The organism is Paenibacillus sp. BR2-3, from assembly GCF_046529485.1.
Classification (GTDB): domain Bacteria; phylum Bacillota; class Bacilli; order Paenibacillales; family Paenibacillaceae; genus Paenibacillus_AQ.
In genome coordinates this window covers 1764831-1787073 of record NZ_CP126311.1, presented here as the reverse complement: position 1 = coordinate 1787073, position 22243 = coordinate 1764831, and the positions used below count along the sequence as shown (strand labels likewise).

The window sequence follows — 22243 nt, the reverse complement described above, 5'->3', positions numbered from 1 at the left end:
TAAATTTCTTTTCTTTTCTTTTCTTTTTAGATTATTATATAATACCTTTATAGGGAATTTATTCAAGTTACGCTATAACTTTTATCATGGTTCTTAGTACTAAAACGTGAAAATAATAAAAACCTTATAAATAGTGGAGATTCTGATGATTGGATCAAATTACTACAAGTATTATCGAATATTAAAAATTCCTATGATGGCTCAGAATGTAGTTGTCTCGAGAACATGTCGATAATTTAATTTCAAGATTCTTCTTGTAAATAAATCAATTTACTCATTTTGGATATCATGAAAAAAAGAAACAGAAATCGATATCGGATTTCTGTATAAATAAACTAAATCTAAAAAATGAATGGAATTTACCGACATGTCATCAGTGAAAAGTATTTGGAACAGGTTTGCTTCTTGATTCACTTATTCCAGCAGCAGAGGGTCTCTCCTTCTTATTTGAAGAAGATGATTATTCTACCACTGTATTACCTATTTTACTTAATTAATCTAACAGACTGCCCCTGCTGTAAAGAAGGAGGGAACCGATAAGTAATAGGTACGCTGGAACCCTTGTCCTCTATGCAGGAAAGCATGATTTTGGCGGCCTGCATGCCCATTTCGTAAGCAGGCTGACGAATCGTCGTGATAACGGGATTATAAATATGGGCAAACTCGGCATCATCTATACCGATTACAGACAGCTGCTCCGGAATGGACACAGACCTCAGGTTGACATATTTCAAGATCTCGGCAAGGACGATATCGTTCGAGGCCAGCAGCGCGGTAGGCGGCTCCGGCAACGCTAACAGACGAGTTAATTCAGCCTCAATGTCCTCTCTTGACACACTGCAAATATACTCCTCGTTCAGCCTAAGTCCCGCCTCTTCCATGGATTTTTTGTATCCGCTCATTCGCTCCTTGCGGGGAGTTATGGCAACTTCGCCAAGCGGGAGCGACAGCAGTGCAATTCGTTCGTGACCGCTGCGCACCAGCTCTCCTATGCCCATTTTAACGGCCATCTCGTTATCCAGCAGCAAGCTTTGCGTAGTTACACCATCGACAAGACGGTCCATGAAAACAAGGGGATATTGCGCCTCAATCAGCCGGTTGTAAGCTTCAGGGTTATTTCCTGTCGGGAACACAATCAGGCCGTCCACCTGACGGGCAATCAGCGTTTCCACATACTTGCTTTCCTTCTCGGCATTCTCGTCCGCGTTGCAGATAATAACCTGTATTCCGTGACTCTGCAGTTCATTTTCTATCGCCCGAATGCACTGTATGGATAACGTATAATCGATATTGGCGACAATAATGCCGACCATATGCGTCCTATTCTGTTTAAGACTGCGGGCCAGACCGTTGGGCTGATAGTTCAGCTCCTCAATCACTGCCGCTATCCTATTCTTCGTTGCCTCGCTCATATATTTAAAGCGTTTGTTCAAAAACTGCGAGACCGTACTTTTTGACACTCCCGCCCTTTGAGCCACATCTTCAATCGTCAGCTTTTTCATTTTTTCCGCCCCACTCTTCCCTAAAGGAAACACTTTAGCAAAAAGTATAGCTTTTTTTTAGTAAATTATCTACTGCTGTTTATCCCATCATTCCTTAATTTGGTTCGCTATTCCAGCTTATGCCGCATTAGAATTGCCCCTTCTTGAACCTTCATTTGAATCTCACCCTGAAGATCTGTACGAAATATTTGTATATCATCTGCGGCCAAACGGTCCAAAACCTCTCCGCTCGGGTGTCCATAAAGGTTATTTACTCCAGCGGATATGACCGCAGCGGATGGTTTCCAATAGTCCAGCCAGCTATCGCCTGTAGAGGTTTTACTTCCGTGATGGGCAGCTTTTAAGACGTCAATATGAGATTCCGGGGGCAATCCCCTACTCCTGCCCATCTCCATGATCTCCTCTTCCGCCGCCAGATCCATATCCCCGGTGAACAAAAAGCTGTGGCCCTTCATGTTCAGCCGGAACACTACAGAGTCATGATTCTGCTCCTCCAGAACAGGGACTTCTGGCTTGTTGTCCTGATCCCCCAGCTCCGGCCACAGAAAGGCAAGCTCTGTTTCCTTATCCGGTGAAACCGACATTCCCTGATGAACGCCGTAGAGCTGTACATTACGCTCCAGCGCTGTCCGCATCAGCTTAAGGTAAGGCTCTCGGTCGGCAATCGTGCCATTGAACAGCAGGGCAGAAACAGGCATTCCCTCCAGCACAGCCTGAAGACCTCCCGCATGATCCTGATCCCCATGTGTCAAAATTACCGCATCCAGCCGGTGAATGCCGCGTTTTTTGAGCAGCGGGACCAGCACCTTGGCACCAACCTCAAAAGGGCTGCGGCGGATACGCCATTCCTCCTTTTGACCAAAGCTGACTGTTCCTCCTCCGTCCACAAGGATGTTGGAGCCTGCCGGGGTTGTAATGAGGATGCTGTCACCCTGCCCTACGTCAAAGTAACTCAGGGTACCCGCACCGGAGTGATTCTCCGGCTGATAGCCTATGTAGAGGAGAATTACCAGGCACAAGGACAGTAGTGAAACTGTAAATCGGCTCCAAAGGAACGAAAGCGGACTCCGAAAGGCTGATACCTTAGTCTGCCCCTTGCCGCCCCCAACGTTTGCCCGTGAGTAGGGATGCAGCCCTTCCAGCGGTCTGGTTTCGTCCTCCATATATGGCGGCGTGCAGCGGGTCTCCTGTATTTTTTTAAATGTGTAGAGCAAGCCGTAAAATAACAAGTAATAAGCACCTATCCAAAACAGGGAAGGCGAGCGCCAAATCGTCACTCCGGCAGACCAGCCGTTCATCCACTCCACCACGTCAAAAGTAGCGTTGTTAAGCCCTTCTGTCAAAGATACCAGCATTTTCGCTGCGCCTTCCCACAGCTGCCCTAGCAGCAGCACCGCCGTTCCGAGCGGCAGAATAACAAAGGTAATGAAAGGAACAAGAATAAAATTGGCGGCAAAGGACAGCAGCGAGAATTGATTGAAGTAATAGAGGGTCAGCGGAAACGATACCATTTGTGCGACCCATGTAACGGAAAGCGCACTTCCCAGCCAGCGGGGCAGGTTGTTCAATAAATGATTGGCAAGCGGCACATACACCATTAATCCTGCCGTCACCAGAAAGGAAAGCTGAAAACTTACACTGAGTAAAAAATACGGATTCCAGACCAGCATCAGCAGTGCAGACGCGCTTAAAATATTAAGACCGTCCTTCAGCACTCCCATACGTGCGGCAAACAAAGCGATCATGACCATAATTCCCGCACGAACAACCGAAGGTCCCGCCCCGGCCAGGAGCACGTATATAGGAACAAGAAATAGGACCAGGGTTAGAGCCGTTTCTCTGGTTAACCGCAAGCGCAGCAAGATAAATAAAAGGACACCGACATAGACGGCCACATGCATACCGGAAATCGCCAGAATATGTGTCAAGCCGAGCTGCGAGAATTGCCTGAATGTATCCGGGTCCAGATCATCCTGTATCCCAAGCACCAGACCCTTCATATAACCTGCTTGGCTTTTCCCGAATAAGCGGTCCATTTCTGCGCCCAAAGCAGCCCTCACTCCATCGTTCCAGCGTAAAATCGTTGCACCATTCCACGAGGAAGGCGCTGCCGCCTTCACGTTATCCGTGCCTGTGACTTTCAGGAGCCAATGCACCTGCTTTGTGAGTAAATACGCACGATAATCAAAGCCTCCGAAGTTCCGCGCTCCAGAGGGCTGCTCAAGCACACCGCTCAGGTTCACCTTATCTCCTCTGTGCCAGCGCGCGGCAGCGGCAATTTCCTGTTCGGCCTCAAGCTTTAGCTGAACTTTTATTTTTTCGCCCTGCACCTTGGCCCTTGTCTCGCTGTCCGCCTGCTGCTTATTCTTTTCATTCCAGACCATATCTTTAAGCTTTATCGTAAAATCCACCCGGTCTCCGTCCCGCTCCACCGTTGATATTATAGTACCTTCCGCCTGGACAGGAATGCCCTCCATTTCCGAAGATTCCATTACAAAGGCCTCCGGGAGTGCGCTGACGTTCCGCCCCTCGTTCCACTCCCAGTACAAAGCTGCCAACGTGAACGATAATCCTAATACGGCTAAGGTTTTCCAGCTTAATCTCCCCCAAAACGCAAAAGCAGCTAATAGTAGTAATATACCGGCCCACGTGATTAATAAAGGACCTCCGGATAACCTGCAGGCAGCGGCGCTTCCGGCCACCCAGCATACCGTAAAACTCAATAGCGGTCTTCTTCCCAAGCTTCATTCCTCCCACAACCCAAAAAGAACCCCTGTCTTCGCAGCGGACTGCGTGAACAGAGGTTCTTCCTCGGAACGTTCCTGATTTGATTGATAATTAATACACACCTGTAATCTCAATCCTTAATGGTCACCATGGTCTCACTCGGCGGTTCATAGCTCTCCAACTGGCGAAAAACAATCCCCTTGGAGGCCATCATGGACCGGACCTTCTCCATATCCTTGCGATAAGGGCGATAATATACGATCTCTACAATCCCGCTGTTAGCCAGCATATTGGCGCAGGTCCAGCAGGGCTCGTCCGTTACATATACAGTACTGCCTTCCCGGTCGCTGCGGTCCGTAAACAGCAGGAGATTCTGCTCGGCATGAATCGTGCGGATACATCGCTGCTTCTTCACCATGGTCTGCTCACCGTCGACAAGCTCCATCTCAAACTGCTCGGACACCATACAACCGGCCTCCGAACAATCCGGCACACCCATGGGTGCTCCGTTGTATGCGGTGCCGAGCAGTTTTTTGCCCTGAACAAGGACTGCTCCGACATGGCGGCGGGGACAGCGCGAGCGGGTAGAGACCATGCAGGCGATATCCATGAAATACGTATCCCAATTTTTACGGGTGGCCAAGGTCATTTGTAATCACCATTTTCTCAAAAATAAGTTGTAAACTATTGTAACACATCCCCTTCAAAACAAAACCTTAGGTTTTAACTTTTCCAGCATTTTCGGCCCGATCCCTTTTACATTCCCCAATTCGAATAAATTCTTAAAGGGTCCGTGGCTGTCGCGATAATCTATAATCTCCTGAGCCTTCTTGGCACCTATACCGGGCAAGTCCATTAACCCCGCAGCCGCAGCTGTATTCACATTAACCATTCCGTCCGCTACAGCCACCGGTGCCGGTGAAGCATTGCTCTCCACAGGACCAGCCTTTATTTCGAGTTCTGGACTGGCTTGGCTTGGGGAAATAGCGGCTTGAGCATGGGCTGTTTCTGCTGTGGCTGCTGTTGCTGTTGCGGCTGTTGCGGCTTTTTCGACACTACTATCATCTTTAAGCCTGTTATGCTCATCCGTACCAATGGCCTGCTCCATTCTGGTGTTGAGCGTTTCCCAGCCCGCAATGCTATTGTCATGCCCACTGCCTCCATACCATAATAGACCACTGCCGATCAATGCTGTGGCGATTCCGCCAATTACATTTCCTTTTTTCAACAAATACGCCTCCTCTTTCTAAATTTCTACACTTTAACCGGAAACCAGGCATGCGTCCAAGACTATACTGCATACATTTAACGAAGAGAAATCATGTCAAAAACGAAAAACAGGAAAGGAGGGAACCACAGGATGAAGGTGGGATTTATCGGAACGGGAAGTATGGGCAGCCTGCTGATCGAGGCCTTTCTCTCTTCCGGGGCGCTTCAGCCTCAAGACGTCCTTGCCAGCAACCGCAGCACGCTAAGATTGGTTCAACTTGAGCAGCGCCATCCTGGAATCCAGGTGTGCGGAAGCAATCGAGACACCGCGTCCCGGAGCGATATTGTTTTTCTGTGCGTAAAACCCCTGGAATTCAAAGCATTAACAGATGAAATCGGTCCCTGTCTCCACAGTGACCAGATTGTCGTTTCCATAACAAGCCCTGTTCAGCTATATCATCTTGAATCCTCTCTGCCAGCCAAGATTGCCAAAGTCATCCCGAGCATTACCCATCGCATCAAGGGCGGCGCTTCGCTCTGTGTATTTGGAGACCGGCTTAATAATGAAGATAGGCGTTCACTCCTAAACCTGCTGTCCTTCATCGGTATGCCGGTGGAAATCCGTGAAAACCACACCCGGATCGCTTCGGATTTCTCAAGCTGCGGACCGGCATTTCTAAGCTATTTCATTGAAGTGTGGATAGGAGCAGCGATAGAGGCGACCGGGATAGATGAGGCACTAATCAGCACGCTGGCGGGTGAAATGCTCCTTGGTACAGGCAAACTGCTGACGGAAGGCAACTTTACCCCGCAGGAACTTCAAGAACGTGTTGCCGTTCCCGGCGGGATCACGGCTGAAGCGCTGAACCATCTGCGCTGTAGTCTGGAAGGTGTGTTCGAACGCTTAATCACGACTACACATAATAAGTACGACGAGGATGTCTCCAAGCTGGATCTTCTGTTCGGAAGAGACGGAATTACCCAGAATTTGCTGGACCGCTAATCGTACAACTCCTGAGTGCCTATGAAACATAAAAACCCGCAGCACGGAATGTTCCGTTGCTGCGGGCAATCATGCGTTCTTCGCTTAACCCACTACGATATTTACAAGCTTTCCAGGAACCGCAATAATTTTGCGTACCGTTTTACCTTCTACGGCCGACTTCACGTTCGGAAGCGAAAGAGCGTGGGCCTGCATTTCTTCCTGCCCCATATCCTGCGGGATCAGCGCACGCTGTACAATTTTACCATTAACCTGCACAACGATTTCAACCTCCGCATCCACTGTCCAGGACTCATCATAAGAAGGCCAAGCCACATAGCTGATGCCCCCTTCATGTCCAAGCAGCTGCCAGAGCTCTTCCGAAATATGCGGTGCCAGTGGAGACAGCATCTGTACGAAATTCTCCATTGCCTCCCGTGGAAGCACATCTTGTTTGTAAGCATCATTCGTGAAGATCATCAATTGGCTGATCGCTGTATTGAAGCGCAGATTCTCGAAGTCCTCCGTTACTTTTTTGAGTGTTTTATGCCAGGTGCGTTTGAATTCGTCGCTGCCGCCAGTCTCTGTGATCTTGGCATTCAGACTGCCGTCCTCATTCACGAACAGACGCCATACACGGGACAAGAAACGGTGAACCCCTTCGGTTCCGTTAGCACTCCATGGCTTGGTGGCTTCCAAAGGCCCCATGAACATTTCATAAACACGCAGGGTATCCGCACCATACTCACCGACGATTTCATCAGGATTGATGACATTCCCGCGGGATTTACTCATTTTCTCATTGTTGGTACCGAGAATCATGCCTTGATTGATCAATTTATAGAACGGCTCCTTGGTATCGACCACTCCGAGATCGTACAGCACCTTGTGCCAGAAACGGGCATACAGCAGGTGAAGCACAGCATGCTCTGCTCCGCCGATGTACAGATCTACCGGCAGCCATTCCTTTTGCTTGTCAGGAGCACACAGCTCGCGGTCATTGAGCGGATCAATGAATCGCAGGTAGTACCAGCAGCTGCCTGCCCATTGCGGCATGGTATTTGTCTCGCGGCGGGCTTTCATACCGGTTTCCGGATCGATGGTTTCCACCCATTCCGTTACATTCGCCAGCGGTGATTCCCCTGTTCCTGAAGGTTTGATCTGATCAACGTCAGGCAGCAGCAGTGGAAGCTGATCCTCCGGCACTGTTTTCATAGAACCGTCTTCGAGGTGCAGGATTGGGATCGGTTCACCCCAGTAGCGCTGACGGCTGAACAACCAATCACGCAAACGGTAGGTAATCTTGCCTTTACCGCTTCCCTTCTCTTCCAGCCAGGAGATCATTTTCGCTATCGCTTCAGCATTCTCCAGTCCATCAAGGAACCCGGAATTTACGTGCGGGCCATCCCCTGCATAGGCCTCTTCCTCAATATTTCCGCCCTGTACGACTTCCAGAATCTCCAGGCCGAACTGCTTTGCAAATTCCCAGTCGCGTGTGTCGTGACCCGGAACAGCCATAATAGCTCCCGTTCCGTATCCGGCCAGCACATAATCCGCGATCCAGATCGGCACTTGGGCTCCATTTACCGGATTGATTGCATAAGCGCCTGTGAACACGCCTGTTTTGTCTTTTGCAAGGTCCGTGCGCTCCAGATCACTCTTATGTGAAGCCTTCTCCCGATACTCCACTACGGCTGTACGCTGACTTTCCGTTGTAATCATTTCAACCAGCTCATGCTCCGGCGCCAGTACGCAATAGCTCGCTCCGAATAATGTATCCGGACGTGTCGTAAATACGGTCAGGCTCTCTTCGTGCCCATCAATCGTAAAGGTTACTTCCGCTCCCTTGGACTTGCCGATCCAGTTGCGCTGCATATCCTTGATGCTCTCGGACCAATCCAGCTCCTCCAAATCCTCAAGCAGCCGCTCGGCATACTCCGTAATTCTCAGAATCCACTGGCGCATCGGCTTGCGGACCACGGGATGTCCCCCGCGCTCGCTTTTCCCGTCAATAACCTCTTCATTGGCAAGCACGGTGCCCAGCGCCGGACACCAGTTGACCGGCACTTCCGCTACATAAGCCAGACCACGATTGTAGAGCTGAATAAAAATCCACTGGGTCCATTTATAATAAGCAGGGTCTGTTGTGCTAATCTCGCGGTCCCAATCGTAAGAGAAGCCCAGCGATTTAATCTGACGGCGGAAATTATCAATATTCTTAAAAGTAATTTCACGCGGGTGTTGGCCTGTGTCCAGCGCATGCTGCTCTGCCGGCAATCCGAACGCGTCCCATCCCATCGGATGCAGCACATTATACCCTCTCATCCGCTTGTAGCGGGAGACAATGTCGGTAGCCGTGTAACCTTCCGGATGGCCTACATGCAGCCCTGCGCCCGAAGGATATGGAAACATATCCAGCGCATAAAATTTCGGTTTTCCCGGATCTTCGCCCGTTTTGAAGGTTTTGTTCTCTTCCCAGTACTGCTGCCATTTCGGCTCAAGGGTCTGTGCCCGGTAGCCTGGAACGGCCGTTTTATTGGCTTTGTTGTCGCTCATCATAAGCTCCTCCTTGGAGTGTTGCTATTAAGTTCAAACCGCGATGCTGCTTCTTAATAAAAAAACCTCCCATCCCTAGCGTAAACGCTAGGGACGAGAGGTTTGAATTCCCGTGGTACCACCCTAGTTAGCGGCTGAATATGCTTTATTCTGCCACTCACTTTGCACCCTTTAACGGGGGTGAGGCGACGGCGGTTCATTCTCGCAGAAATCCGTTAAATCAGAAACGGCTCTGCTGGAATTTGCGCCATGACTCCGAGGTGAGTTCATTCCGTTCCGCCAACCGGCTCGCACCTTGCGCCGGCTCTCTGTACTGACGATGCCCGAAATTAATGCTCCTCATCAACGACAAATATGTTCACGATTCGAATCGTAATATTCCACAACATTATATACAAAAGCTGCTGCTCCAGTCAATGTGTTATTCGCTCACTACACTATACGGGCTTTCTTTTCATATAATAGGCCACAAAGTGCTGAAGGACCACTTTTCCCGCCGCAAAAAAAGGCACGGCCAGAATAAGCCCGATCATTCCGGCAACCTCGCCACCCACGAGCAGCGCAAAAATAATAAGCAGGGGATGCAGATGAAGCTTACGCCCCACTACCTGAGGAGATATAACATTACTCTCCAGCATTTGGCACAGCGTATTCACAACCGCGACCAGTAGTACCAGACGAAGAGAGATCGTCGAGGCCATCACTATCGCCGGGGCCGCGCCCAGAAAAGGACCCATGTAGGGCACAATATTGAACATGGCTACAACACTGGCAAACAGCAAGGCATATGGCATACCGATTAATGCATATCCAATATAAGCAAGGACCCCGATAATAATACAGACCAAAAACTGTCCGCGAATGTAATTACCGAGCGCGTCGTCGATGTCTTTTAACATAGTAACAATGGATTTACGCCGGGAGCGGGGCAGACAGGACACAACCGTCCGTTCAAACACCTCAAAATCCTTCAAAATGTAAAATACCAGAAAAGGTATGATGAACGCGTTAAACAACAGGTTGATCGTAGACCCGATATTGTCAAGAAAATGAGATATGCCGGTAGCAAGACGGTTTTCCAGCTGAAAAAACCAGTTATTCATGCCCATTTCAACGCCGGGCGGGATCAATCGCGAGTCCATATTGCGCATCAGGCCTTGTGCCCGCAGCGTCATCTCCGGCAAATGTTCATTCAATTCCTCAAGCTGCTCAATAAACATCGGAAACAGATTGATGGTAATCACAGCGATCGTAGTCAGGAAAACAGCGTATATGAGAAGTACGGCGATACTGCGCGGCATTTTGCGGGCGGCCAGCATACTTACAACAGGATTAAGCACATAAGAAATAATCATCGCAACCAAGAATGGCGCCAGAATAGCTTTCAGGAATAAAAAAACCTGCTGCAGCATCGGACGCAGCAGCCAAACAAAGTACAGGATTATCAGAATTAAGAGCACTCCGATCATCCAGCGATACCATTTACTTTGGGACCATTGCTCCATTCCGTTACCTCCTGCGGCTGAAACTGGACTGGCTTTGTAAATAAGTATATGTAAGGCCGCAGTAAAATAACCGTTATCGTATAATAATCACCTCAAAAATGCAAAAAAACGCCCCAGCCCCTCGCTGAATCATTCACAGCAAGGAGATTGGACGCTAATTGTATGTACCCACACTTATTCAGCGGGAACAACGGTCAGGACGAGGCATGAATATGAGGGAATTCCTGATTGAATTCCTCCCCGAAGAACAGATCGTCGAGTGAGCTAAGTGTGCCGTCTTCTTCAACTTGATAAACCGACATTTTCTCGCCGTTTACCGTCAATTCGATGAAACAGCCCCAGCAATAAAACTGGTGGGAACCGATCTTGCCGATATCTTTGGAGTTGCAGTTTGGACACTTCATATAATACATTCCACCTATCCGTTAACAATATTAATGGCTTTTTGAAGCCGTTCTTCGCTCATTGCCGGAACCAGTACAGCATCCTCGCTAATGGAGATCTCTTCAGAACAAGGCAGCCATTTGCGGCCTTCGATTAAATCAGTCACAAGCCCGTCACTGATTTCCAGCGCTACTATTGTGTTTCCCATCTTTTGGTCAAAATAAACATCGGATATTCGTCCAATGATCGTCCCAGTAGTAGTTACTACCTGTAAATCCTTTAATTTATTCTTCCCCAATAGGTAAGTATGGGGTATCTGGTCGGTATCTTCCTTCTGGATCGACTCTTTACTGGCAATCATGACAGCATCTTCACCGTAGGCGACAATATCTTTCCACGCCACTACTTTCACATGATTGGTGAAAAAAGATTTGCTTTCCAGTTCAATACCCGTAATGGTCAAGCTTGAATCGACTACAAAGTCGACAATTTTGCCGATTTCTTGACCTTCTTCTACTTCGAATACAGCCAGTCCGATCATATCCTGAAGTTTCATGATGGTTTAGTCTCCTCGCAAGCTAACTACCTAATCCCTGTTACGTAGCCGCTTCAGAATAGTTTCAACTTTCTGGGCAACGTATTCCATTTCTTCACTAGTATTACCCAAACCCATGCTAAATCGAATCGCCGATTCCAAAAGATTTGCGGAGAGTCCCATTGCTTTCAAAACATGGGATATTTCCAAAGATCCAGAAGTGCAGGCTGAGCCACTGGCAGCAGAAATGCTCTCCATATCCAGATTCATGAGCATTACATCTGTCCTTACTCCCGGAAAGCTCAAATTTACAATGTTCGGCAAGAAATGACCGGCATTCCCGTTGATCGTATAGTTCTCCCGTCCGATTAGACGGTCGAGCTCCTCCAGCAGCTTGTGCCGCAGCATAAGCGCATCCGCTTGTTTTTGCGACAATCCTTGCACTGCCAGCTCCACCGCCTTGGCAAAGCCCGCTGCACCGGCAAGATTCTCGGTTCCTGCGCGGCGTCCGCGTTCCTGGAGCCCTCCGTGCAGTCTTGCGTGCAGCGGCGCTCCCCGGCGAACATACAGGCCGCCCATTCCTTGAGGTCCGTTGATTTTGTGAGCGCTGAAGCTCATATAATCTACCGGAATTTCCCGGAGCGTTATGGGTATCATACCTAAAGCCTGAACGGCATCTACATGGAACAAAATCCCCTTGCCAGCCGCAAGTTCACCAATTTCTTCAATGGGCTGAACGGTTCCAATTTCATTATTGGCATACATTACACTAATAAGAACAGTATCCTCTCTTAGTGCTGCCTTTACTTCATCTACACTCACTAATCCCGTGGAATCAACAGGAAGGTAAGTGATGCTGAAGCCTTCCTTCTCCAGTGCATCACAGGTATGCAGTACGGCATGATGTTCAATCATCGTGGTGATTATATGCTTTCCTTTACCAGAGGATGCTGCAGCTGCAGCGGCTCCAAATAAAGCCAGATTATCGCTCTCTGTACCTCCGCCGGTAAACACCCATTCCTCCGGGGAACAGCCCAAAGAGGCGGCGATGGTATCGCGCGCCCCGTTTATGATTTTTTTGGCTGAACGGCCAAAAGTATGCACGCTGGATGCATTGCCGAATTGTTCCGTCAATATCTTCAACATCACACTAGCCACCTCGGGATGAACCGGGGTTGAGGCGGCATGGTCCAAATAGATGGGTTTCATAGTTAAGGTCTCCGCTTCTTTGATTCATTAAATGGTACATTTAATTCTTTATATTTAAAATAAACGTTCGGTCTTCTTTATATCATACCCTTTAATGAGTATCAACAAAATATAACGTTTATCTGCGCGGAAGATCAACCGGCACGCTGGTTCTTGGCAGGCTGCCAGGCAAGAATGTTATGAATACGGAAAACGCGAGGTGCATCGGTTGTGAGACAGGTCGCCCGGATCATCCCGTCTCGGATGTCCTTTATCTTGATTTTCCGCTGCGATATTTTCCCGGCCTTATCCAGATACACAATTTCGATGATTTGACCAACACCCATCTTCATACCAATCACCTCCTAATACAAGAACACTTGTTTCTATTATAACCGAACATCCGTTCTTTATGCAATTGAAATCAGAATAGGCGGTCAGATTAGAAAAATAGCAACAATCGTCATCGCCGCAAGCCCCAGCAGTACCGGCTTCAGGTTGCGCCTGGCCAGCTCAAACGGGCTGACGCCGCAGATGGCCGCTGCCGGAATGAGGGCCCACGGGATCAGTGTGCCGCCGCCGACCCAGATGGCGGCCACCTGGCCTAGGGCGGTCAAAGTCGCCGCGCCGGAGTGGATGGCGGCAGCGAACAACTGGGCAATCGAGCCGGCGAGCGAGATGCCGGAGAAGCCGGAGCCATCAAGGCCGGTGATCGCTCCGATGACGGTCATCGTAACAGCGCCAACAGCCCCGTTCAGCGGAACGTGATCCGCAAGGGCAACACCAAGATCATTCACGATGCCATGCGAACCATCCGGCAGCACCTTGCCGAAGAGCTCCGTAAAAGCCGAATCGCCGAGATAGAAAAATGCGGCAATCGGGATGACCGGACCGAATACTTTGAAGCCAAAGACGAATCCTTCAATTAAATAGGAGGTAATCTTCTCCAGCCCCTGGTTGCGATGGGCAAGCAGGGTAATGGAAACCAGAATGAGCACGGCGGTTCCGCCGACCAAGGCCGTGGCGTCGCCGCCCTGCAAGTCAAACACGAACATCGACGCGACATCAAGCAGGAACAGCAGCGGGATGGCGATAGCCAGCCCTTTTTTGAGAAAGGGGTCCATAAATATCGGCCCTGTATCCTCCGCTCCGGCAGCAGACAACGGACCCGCCCCGCCTTTGACAGAGACCAGTCCATCTCGCCAAGTTCCATTCTTCTGGTCTCTGCGCATCATCCAAAACGCCGTGACCGTAGTGACTAGACCCATTACTATGACCAGCGGAATACTCGCTTCCATTACACTGGAGACCGGCAGCCCTGCAGCGTCCGCGGTCAGCTTCGGTGCGCCCTGGATAATATAATCGCCGGACAGCGCGATCCCGTGACCGAACAGATTCATCGCCATTGCCGCGCCCAGCGCGGGCAGACCAACACGTACGGCCACCGGAAGCAGAACGGCACCGACCAGAGCTACCGCAGGCGAAGGCCAGAAGAAGAATGAAGTCACCATCATGATCAGTCCGATTCCCCAGAAGGCCATTGCCGGCGTGCGCAGGAATCGGGTAAGCGGAGCAACCATGGTCTCATTAATGCCTGTTATAATCAGAATCCGGCTCATCGCCACAATAATAGAGATAATCATAATGGTGCCGAGCAGCTCTTTGGTGGCATATAAGAAAGAGTTAAATATTCCCGACACCGAACCGCTGAGCGTATCCGTTGCAAGGAGCCCCAAGGCAAAAATACCGACCACACAGATCATCGTCGTATCACGCCGCCGAATCAGCAGCGCCATAATAAACACAATAAACGCCAGGTACACCCAATGAATTGCGGTTAGCTGAATGCCCATTATGAAACCCGCCCCTCTCCCCTAAAGTTAGTGGTATATGCTATGCAGGGGCATGGGCTGTTGTTCGTGTAAGCGAATGAGGCATAAACATCACCTTCAGGAATAAATAGATCAGGTGAAAATGTGGCCAACTCCGAAAGCCAGCGACGGAGAGAAGGGCGGACCGAACCATTGGGACAGCAAAGGGAATTATGCACTGCCAGGGGCTGTACATCATGCGAAGATGTACGGTGAAGGTTATGTAAATGAATTTCGTGGAGTTGTTTCTGAAATAAACGGAGAGAAAATCATAGTGAAGTCAGTATTCGAAGATAAGCAACGGCGTCTCTTCCTTTCTGATTTTTACGGGGAAGGCTTGAAAATGGAAGAGTGGGACAAAGAACCTACCACATATGAAGTGCCAGAGGAATACCTGAACGAAGAAATTTACGAGGCTGAGGATTAACCATCCTCTCCCGGTATCCCAAGGAAGGAGATACATAGTAAAAGGGAGCAGCAATTTCGCAACCCCCTGAAAAAATATCAATGGCGTTGTAACAACAAATATCCGCTAATAGCCGAGGTTTTTTTTCTAAAAACAATTTTAAAACCTACATCATTATCCAGCAGACAGGCTAATGCAGTTCTAAGCAATGCATTGTGTTTCAAATCGCTCTTACAGGGTTGAGCATTCCCAATAACACGAGCTGAAAGAATCCTACGTGCAGATCCAGGAACCAACGGATTTCTGCTCCAACTGATCAATACTAAATCAGGCTGACGAGTAGCCATTCTGATCTACCCCTTTCTATTAAGTTTCTCTATATAAAATGCACAGTAGATTTTAATGTGCTAAACAAAAGCGGAGTAATCAATTCACAAGGCTGTATGGGTCTACCCCAGCACTTAAGCTAGGGATTGCATGTAGATCACGTATTTTCGGCAAACCGCTGAACTTATAAGGGGGATAAGATGATATGAGCATGACTGATCAGCACATTCGAGAAAACTGGAATGTTGTATAACAATCATCCGATAACGTTGTACAACATTCTCCTTTGGTTGTTGTACAACAAAAGAAGCCCAAGCCCATCAAACAGCAAAAAAAGCCGCCCGGGGAGATCCAACAGAACCCGAAACCGCTAAAAAAAACCGGCTATCCCGCCCTAGAAGAGCTAACAGGATAACCGGTTGAATATGATATTTCCGCGAGTTTATAATTTAAAATTTAAATATAAAACATATAATTATCCGCCTGACTTTCTTCTTTATAAGAAATCAGGTCAGACAGTGTGGTCGAATCGAGCACCTCTGCAATACTGTCGCGGATACGCAGCCATAGATCACGTTTGGCCGGGTCGTCCTCCTCCGTAAAGTCTACAGGAGAAATGGGACCTTCCAGTACGCGGATAATATCACCAGCGGTAATTGTCCCAGCTTCACGTGACAGAATGTAACCGCCATAGGCTCCGCGAATACTTTTTACAAGCCCGGCATTACGCAAGGGAGCGATGAGCTGCTCCAGATAATGCTCGGACAATCCGTTTTTCTCGGCGATGCTTTTAAGCGATGTGGGGCCTTCACCGTATTTGATGGCAAGCTCCATCATGATGGTCAATCCGTAACGTCCTTTTGTTGATATTTTCAAAGGGGCACCTCTTTCGGTTAAATTGCAATTCATAGTATAATAATTAGTCCGGATAGCTTCAGGTGGATATCTCCGTATTCCGATGTTCACTCTTAGTTTATGTTATCATATCTGCGCTTACATTTGGAGAACAAAAGTCAAGTTTTCGCAATAATGTTCTTCAGGGGTGGACAAATTTGAAATTTTGACTTTTTTTCAGGTCACTTTCGCCTTCTTACAGGCGGTTTGCAGCACACGGGTATGCTATAATACTTTTTGTATCATATTTTATTTGAAAATGGTGATTACGATGACAAAAGCAATAGAAAATACGCGTGTCGTCGTCGGTATGTCCGGAGGTGTCGATTCCTCTGTCACAGCGCTTTTGCTCAAGCAGCAGGGCTATGACGTCATCGGGATCTTCATGAAAAACTGGGACGACACCGACGAATTCGGCGTATGTACGGCCGAAAGCGATGCGGAAGATGTGCGCCGCGTTTGTGAGCAGATTGATATTCCTTACTATACCGTTAATTTCGAGAAGGAATACTTCGATAAAGTATTTTCTTATTTCCTCGATGAATATAAGGCAGGCCGGACACCGAATCCGGATGTAATGTGCAACCGTGAGATCAAGTTCGGGGAGTTCCTGAACCGTGCGCTGCAGCTGGGCGCTGATTATGTAGCTACAGGGCACTATGCGCGTGTTATAGAAGAAGATGGCGTATTCAAGCTTCTGCGCGGCGTGGACAGCAATAAGGATCAGACCTACTTCCTGAATGCCCTGAATCAATATCAGCTCTCCAAGGCCATGTTCCCTATCGGTCATCTGCCTAAGCCGGAGGTACGGCGAATTGCCGAAGAAGCCGGGTTGTACACCGCCAAGAAAAAAGACAGCACAGGCGTCTGCTTTATCGGAGAACGCAATTTCCGTGAATTCCTCAGCCAGTATTTGCCTGCCCAGTCCGGCGATATGGTTGATATCGCTACCGGAGAAACAAAGGGCCGTCACGAAGGACTGATGTACTACACATTGGGACAACGTCAGGGTCTGGGCATCGGCGGTTCAGGTTCAGGCGAGCCATGGTTCGTTGCAGATAAAGACCTAAGCCGCAATATACTGTATGTCGTGCAAGGAGATAAGCATCATAGCCTGTACTCCACCAGCCTTGTCGCTTCCGGTGTGAACTGGATTGACGGCCGGCAGCTTGGCGCCGGGCCGCTGCAATGTACAGCGAAGTTCCGTTACCGCCAGCCTGACCAAGGCGTAACGTTGACGGCCCGTGAAGACGGAACGGTGCATGTCGCTTTCGACGTGCCGCAAAAGGCGATTACGCCGGGACAAGCCGTCGTCTTCTACCTTGGCGAGCTTTGCCTTGGCGGCGGAACCATTGAATATGCGGAAAAGGTTGTGCCTTTGCCGCAATCATCCTAAAGCGATTGAACAAATACCGCATTTCATAAAAAAGGGCAATCTGACACCGTATCCGGTGCCGGATTGCCCTCTTTATCGTTTCACAAATTGGACTTCATATTAAACTGCTGTGTACGCGATAAACTTGTTGTGCGGGTACAGAAAAAGAGATTCAAAAGCAAGGGCTTTCTCAGCTAGATTCTGTAATAGTGGGCTTTACGGATTCTGTAGTATGATAATGTGAAGAGGAAAAGGAGGCTTCCCATGATTGATCTATTGCCGTTGATGCTGGAAAGGGTCGGAATTCTTGTCATCATTGCCTTTTTGCTCTCTCAGATGAAATCATTCCGGCAAATTGTTCATAATGAGCACCGCACCGTAGGAAAGCTGCTGCTGATTGCAGTTTTTGGACTGTTCGGCGTCATAAGCAATTATACGGGGATTGAGATTCACCACAGCAATGTGGTATCCCAGAGCTGGCTTATGGAAGTATCCCCCGATAATGCTATCGCCAACACTAGAATTATGGGAGTGGGCATCGGCGGTCTGCTCGGCGGCCCCCTGGTCGGCCTTGGAGTCGGGCTTTTGGCCGGGATTCATCGGTATTCGCTGGGCGGCTTTACGGCGGCTGCCTGCGCCCTCTCTTCCGTCCTGGCCGGGCTTGCCGCCGGATACATGGGCAACTGGTACCGGAAACGCGGACTTATTCCTCCGTGGTTCGCCGCCGTGGTCGGCATGATTATGGAAGCGGTTCAAATGGCCATTCTTCTAATTGCCGCCAAGCCTCACGAGGCTGCCAGGGAGCTTGTCCAGACCATCGGCCTGCCCATGATTCTCATAAACGGCTTTGGTACGCTGATGTTTATGTTCATTATCCGGTCCATCCTGCGCGAGAAGGAGCGGCTCAGCGCGCTGCAGACGCATAAAGCGTTCCATATCGCGGATCAGACACTTCCGTTTTTCAGACAGGGCCTAAATCCGGAATCATGCAGGGAAGCAGCGCATATTCTGCTGAAGCTGACCGAGGCCGATGCGGTGGCCATAACGGATAAACAACAGGTGCTTGCCCATGTCGGCGTCGCTTCGGATCATCATATTCCCGGCCAGGCCCTCGCTACGGCGCTGACTAAATCCGTTCTGGAAAAGGGGGAAATCATGGTTGCCAAATCGGCCGAGGACATCCAATGCTTCCGGGAGAGCTGCGTCCTGCGCGCGGCGGTGGTGTTGCCCTTGCAGGTTCGCGACAAAACGGTGGGTACGCTCAAGCTGTATTTTCAAAATTCGGGCCGATTAAGCCGGGTGGAGGAGGAGCTGGCGGAGGGGCTGGCGAAGCTGTTCTCCACACAGCTGGAGCTGGCGGAGGCCGAGCTGCAAAGCACGCTGCTGAAGGATGCGCGAATTAAAGCGCTGCAGGCACAGGTACATCCCCATTTCCTTTTTAACGCCATCAATACGATTTCCGCACTGTGCCGCACCGATTCTGAAAAGGCGAGAAAGCTGCTGCTGGAGCTGGGCATTTTTTTCCGCAGCAACTTGCAAGGTGCCCAGCAACTGCTCATCACCCTGGAGAAGGAGCTGGAATACGTGCAGGCGTATCTTCACCTGGAGCAGGCAAGGTTTCCGGATAAATACCAGGTGGAGTTTGACATTGAGCAGGGGCTTGAAAAGCTCCCCATCCCTCCGTTCATTCTGCAGCCGCTGGTAGAAAACGCTATCCGCCACGGCTTCTCCCATGTTCGCAGCCGTGGGCAAATTCGCATTTCCGCTTACAGCGGGGATGACGGCCTGCATCTTGTCGTGGAAGATAACGGAAAGGGAATTGCCCGTGAGACGCTGGATGCCTTGGGTAAGGAGACGGTAGCTTCGAGCGAGGGCACAGGCACGGCGCTGTACAATATCCGGGAACGGCTCCAGGGCATTTACCGCCATGCCGCGCATTTCGCCGTTGAAAGCATCGAGGGAAAGGGAACGACCTTGTATATCATTCTACCCTTACAGAGAAAGGAGGCCAGCGATGACCATACTGAAAGCATTTATAGTAGATGATGAACCTCTTGCCAGGGACGAACTGGCGTATATCTTGCGCAGAAGCAGGCAGGTAGAAATAGTCGGAGAGGCCGATTGCATCAATGATGCCATGAAGCATATTGAGGAGCTGCGGCCGGATGTGGTGTTTCTCGACATCAAACTGGCCGAGGACAGCGGTCTGCACTTGGCGGAACAATTAATGGAGCTTGATTATGTCCCTGCCGTAGTGTTCGCCACCGCTTTTGACGAATATGCCTTGCAAGCCTTTGACCTGAACGCTTTGGATTATGTATTGAAGCCTTTTGACGACAGACGCATTTTGCACACGCTAGAGAAAATCCGAAGGTTGAAAAAGAACGAGGCCACTATTGCGCTTCCGCAGCCGCGCCGCTCGCCGCTAACGCAGAAGATTGCTATCCCGCTGGATGAACGGATTCTGATGGTTGACCTTCAGGAAATCCTCTTCATCAGCTCAGAGGAAGGCAAAACGCTGATTAAAACGGAGCAGAAGGAATACAAGTCCGGCGAACCGCTCACCCATCTGGAGCGAAAGCTGCAGAACAGCCACTTTGTACGGGTTCATCGCAGTTATATGGTCAATGTATCACATATTGCCGAAATTCAGCCGTGGTTTAACTCCACATACCTCCTTGTCATGCAGGATGGCTCCAAAGTTCCGGTCAGCCGCAGCTATGTAAAAGAGCTGAAGGTGCTGCTCGGCTTTTAATCGGTTTTCTTGAATGGCGTTGTTTTGTATTTTGGCACCCCGCTGCTGCATCCCGCAGCCCTTATCCTGCATCTCATGATGAAACCTCTATGATTGCGCTTTCATTTGTTATCATAGGGGCATCTGATATTGTTTTATAAGGGGGATACTATCTATCATGAGCGCAATAACGATTATGATTGGTTCCATCTGTATTCTGATGATCGCTTACCGGCTGTATGGCACTTTTATGGCAAACAAGGTTCTCAAGCTGCACCGAATGGATGAATTGCATCCCACGCCCGCCCATAAACTGGAGGACGGCAAGGATTACGTACCGACGAACAAATGGGTTTCCTTCGGCCACCACTTTGCAGCCATTGCTGCCGCAGGCCCACTGGTCGGACCGATACTGGCCGCCCAGTTCGGGTATTTACCCGGTCTGCTGTGGCTTTTGATCGGCGCTGTAATTGGGGGGGCCGTGCATGATGCCGTTGTTCTCTTCGCCTCCATGCGCAAGGAAGGCAAATCATTGTCAGAGGTTGCCAAGGACGAACTGGGGCCGGTTGCCGGATTCTGTACCGGGCTTGCGATGTTGTTCATCATTACGATAACGATGGCCGGCCTTTCCATGGTTGTCCTTCACGCGCTGGAGAAGAATCCTTGGGGTACCTTTGCCGTAGGGATTACAATTCCTATCGCCATGGGCGTAGGGCTGTACTACAAAAAAACCGGCAATCTCAAAGTGCCATCCATTGTCGGCTTTATACTGATTATGGCCGGGGTATTCGTCGGCCCCTATATTCAAAACACCGTGCTAGGCGATTGGCTGACGCTGGAGATGTCCACACTTGCCATTGTTTTGCCTGTGTACGCTTTCTTTGCTGCGGCGTTACCCGTGTGGCTCCTGCTCGCCCCGCGCGACTATTTAAGCAGCTTTATGAAAATCGGGGTGTTCATCGCCCTTATTATCGGCGTATTCATTGTTAACCCGGGAGTTGCGTTCCCTGCTGTAACTGAATTCGTTAATGGCGGCGGGCCTATTTTGCCTGGTCCTGTCTGGCCGTTTATTTCCATTACGATTGCCTGCGGTGCCATATCCGGCTTCCATGCCTTTGTCGGCTCCGGCACAACGCCCAAGATGCTGAACCGCTGGAGCGATATTAAGCCCGTCGGCTTCGGCTCCATGCTCGTCGAGTGTCTCGTGTCCATCATGGCGCTAATCGCGGCAATTTCCCTGCAGCCCGCCGATTATTTCGCCATTAACTCCGCACCTGCGGTGTTCAGCACACTGGGAATGGAACCGGTCCATCTTGCGGAGCTCAGCGATGAAATCGGGCTGAACCTGGAAGGCCGAACAGGCGGAGCGGTGACGCTGGCCGTGGGGATGACTTATATTTTCACCGAACTTCCCTGGTTTAGAAATCTGGCTTCGTTCTTCTTCCAGTTCGTTATTCTGTTTGAAGCCGTATTCATCCTGACCGCAATCGACGCAGGCACTCGTGTCTCCCGTTACCTCATCCAGGATTTCTTCGGCGAGTTTTACAAGCCGCTCAAACGGGTGGATTGGCTTCCGGGCTCCATTTTTGCCAGCGCCCTGGCCTGCTTGCTGTGGGGATATCTGCTCTTCTCGGGCGATATCGGTTCGGTCTGGGCGCTGTTCGGCGTATCCAACCAGCTTATGGCCTCCATCGGCCTGATTATCGGGGCAACCGTTATTCTGAAAATTGCTGATAAACGTAGATACATGCTGACCTGTCTCATCCCGCTGGCCTATCTGTACGTTACCGTAAACTATGCCGGCTATTGGATGGTGCGGAATGTTTACCTGAACGAAGCCGCTAAAGGTTACAGCGTTCTGAATGCCGTATTGTCCATTACCATGCTGATACTGGGCCTCGTAATCATGGTGACCGCCGTCAAGAAATGGTTTGAAATCTGGAATAATCCAAAAAGCCTACTTGATGCGGCAACGGAGGGGGGCATTCAGCCCAAATCCCCTATGCATATCCAGTCCTAAGCTTATATACAAGGCAGGCCTGTATCTT

General features: G+C 49.8%; 19 protein-coding genes and 1 other annotated feature. Of the genes, 6 read left to right on the top strand and 13 right to left on the bottom strand.

The annotated features are described in order from the left end of the window. Positions 1–485 precede the first annotated feature (485 nt). The 4 genes from PaeBR_RS08445 to PaeBR_RS08430 all read right to left on the bottom strand — a co-directional run bounded on the left by PaeBR_RS08445 (position 486) and on the right by PaeBR_RS08430 (position 5457). Positions 486–1502, bottom strand: a complete 1017-nt coding sequence (locus tag PaeBR_RS08445; protein ID WP_410514395.1) for a LacI family DNA-binding transcriptional regulator — start codon at positions 1500–1502, stop codon at positions 486–488. Between the two features lie 107 nt (positions 1503–1609). Continuing rightward, positions 1610–4243, bottom strand: a complete 2634-nt coding sequence (locus tag PaeBR_RS08440) for a ComEC/Rec2 family competence protein (RefSeq protein ID WP_410514394.1) — start codon at positions 4241–4243, stop codon at positions 1610–1612. A gap of 116 nt (positions 4244–4359) precedes the next feature. Continuing rightward, entirely contained in the window at positions 4360–4878 is a 519-nt protein-coding gene (locus tag PaeBR_RS08435; RefSeq protein ID WP_410514393.1) for a deoxycytidylate deaminase, read from the bottom strand. 54 nt (positions 4879–4932) lie between these two features. Then, positions 4933–5457: a ComEA family DNA-binding protein gene (locus tag PaeBR_RS08430; RefSeq protein WP_410514392.1), complete on the bottom strand. Its 525-nt coding sequence runs from the start codon at positions 5455–5457 to the stop codon at positions 4933–4935. A gap of 132 nt (positions 5458–5589) precedes the next feature. Between PaeBR_RS08430 and comER the strand changes: the two genes are divergently transcribed. Further along, complete coding sequence (gene comER / locus PaeBR_RS08425; protein WP_410514391.1) at positions 5590–6441, top strand: late competence protein ComER; 852 nt, start codon at positions 5590–5592, stop codon at positions 6439–6441. An 84-nt stretch (positions 6442–6525) separates the two neighbouring features. On the opposite strand, the gene leuS is transcribed toward comER, so the two are convergent. From leuS to PaeBR_RS08390, 7 genes are all read right to left on the bottom strand, one after another. Then, the gene (gene leuS, locus PaeBR_RS08420; RefSeq protein WP_410514390.1) at positions 6526–8976 is read right to left on the bottom strand and encodes a leucine--tRNA ligase; all 2451 of its coding nucleotides are present in this window, start codon (positions 8974–8976) and stop codon (positions 6526–6528) included. Positions 8977–9062: 86 nt separating this feature from the next. Then, positions 9063–9331, bottom strand: a binding site (T-box leader). 82 nt (positions 9332–9413) lie between these two features. Continuing rightward, positions 9414–10481 (bottom strand): AI-2E family transporter, encoded by a 1068-nt coding sequence (locus tag PaeBR_RS08415; protein ID WP_410514389.1) that lies wholly within the window; start codon positions 10479–10481, stop codon positions 9414–9416. Between the two features lie 194 nt (positions 10482–10675). After that, the gene (locus PaeBR_RS08410; protein WP_410514388.1) at positions 10676–10885 is read right to left on the bottom strand and encodes a hypothetical protein; all 210 of its coding nucleotides are present in this window, start codon (positions 10883–10885) and stop codon (positions 10676–10678) included. Positions 10886–10899: 14 nt separating this feature from the next. Continuing rightward, positions 10900–11421 carry a PRC-barrel domain-containing protein gene (locus PaeBR_RS08405; RefSeq protein ID WP_410514387.1) on the bottom strand — a complete coding sequence of 174 codons (522 nt, stop codon included), beginning with the start codon at positions 11419–11421 and terminating at the stop codon, positions 10900–10902. Between the two features lie 30 nt (positions 11422–11451). Then, complete coding sequence (locus PaeBR_RS08400; RefSeq protein WP_410514386.1) at positions 11452–12609, bottom strand: cysteine desulfurase family protein; 1158 nt, start codon at positions 12607–12609, stop codon at positions 11452–11454. A 134-nt stretch (positions 12610–12743) separates the two neighbouring features. Next, a complete protein-coding gene (locus PaeBR_RS08395) occupies positions 12744–12941 on the bottom strand; it encodes a hypothetical protein (protein WP_410514385.1) in 198 nt (65 codons plus the stop codon). 84 nt (positions 12942–13025) lie between these two features. Further along, entirely contained in the window at positions 13026–14441 is a 1416-nt protein-coding gene (locus tag PaeBR_RS08390) for a hypothetical protein (protein WP_410514384.1), read from the bottom strand. Positions 14442–14562: 121 nt separating this feature from the next. Between PaeBR_RS08390 and PaeBR_RS08385 the strand changes: the two genes are divergently transcribed. Next, positions 14563–14886, top strand: a complete 324-nt coding sequence (locus tag PaeBR_RS08385) for a hypothetical protein (protein ID WP_410514383.1) — start codon at positions 14563–14565, stop codon at positions 14884–14886. A 77-nt stretch (positions 14887–14963) separates the two neighbouring features. On the opposite strand, the gene PaeBR_RS08380 is transcribed toward PaeBR_RS08385, so the two are convergent. After that, complete coding sequence (locus PaeBR_RS08380) at positions 14964–15212, bottom strand: hypothetical protein (RefSeq protein WP_410514382.1); 249 nt, start codon at positions 15210–15212, stop codon at positions 14964–14966. Positions 15213–15648: 436 nt separating this feature from the next. Beyond that, the gene (gene cymR, locus PaeBR_RS08375) at positions 15649–16068 is read right to left on the bottom strand and encodes a cysteine metabolism transcriptional regulator CymR (protein ID WP_410514381.1); all 420 of its coding nucleotides are present in this window, start codon (positions 16066–16068) and stop codon (positions 15649–15651) included. Positions 16069–16357: 289 nt separating this feature from the next. Between cymR and mnmA the strand changes: the two genes are divergently transcribed. The 4 genes from mnmA (at position 16358) to cstA (ending at position 22215) form a co-directional block, all read left to right on the top strand. After that, the gene (gene mnmA, locus PaeBR_RS08370; protein ID WP_410514380.1) at positions 16358–17482 is read left to right on the top strand and encodes a tRNA 2-thiouridine(34) synthase MnmA; all 1125 of its coding nucleotides are present in this window, start codon (positions 16358–16360) and stop codon (positions 17480–17482) included. Positions 17483–17725: 243 nt separating this feature from the next. After that, a complete protein-coding gene (locus PaeBR_RS08365; protein ID WP_410514379.1) occupies positions 17726–19507 on the top strand; it encodes a LytS/YhcK type 5TM receptor domain-containing protein in 1782 nt (593 codons plus the stop codon). Then, entirely contained in the window at positions 19476–20216 is a 741-nt protein-coding gene (locus PaeBR_RS08360) for a LytR/AlgR family response regulator transcription factor (RefSeq protein WP_410514378.1), read from the top strand. Before PaeBR_RS08365 ends, PaeBR_RS08360 begins: the two co-directional genes overlap by 32 nt. Before the next feature lie 157 nt (positions 20217–20373). Next, positions 20374–22215, top strand: a complete 1842-nt coding sequence (gene cstA, locus PaeBR_RS08355; protein WP_410514377.1) for a carbon starvation protein CstA — start codon at positions 20374–20376, stop codon at positions 22213–22215. The last annotated feature ends 28 nt before the right edge of the window (positions 22216–22243 follow it).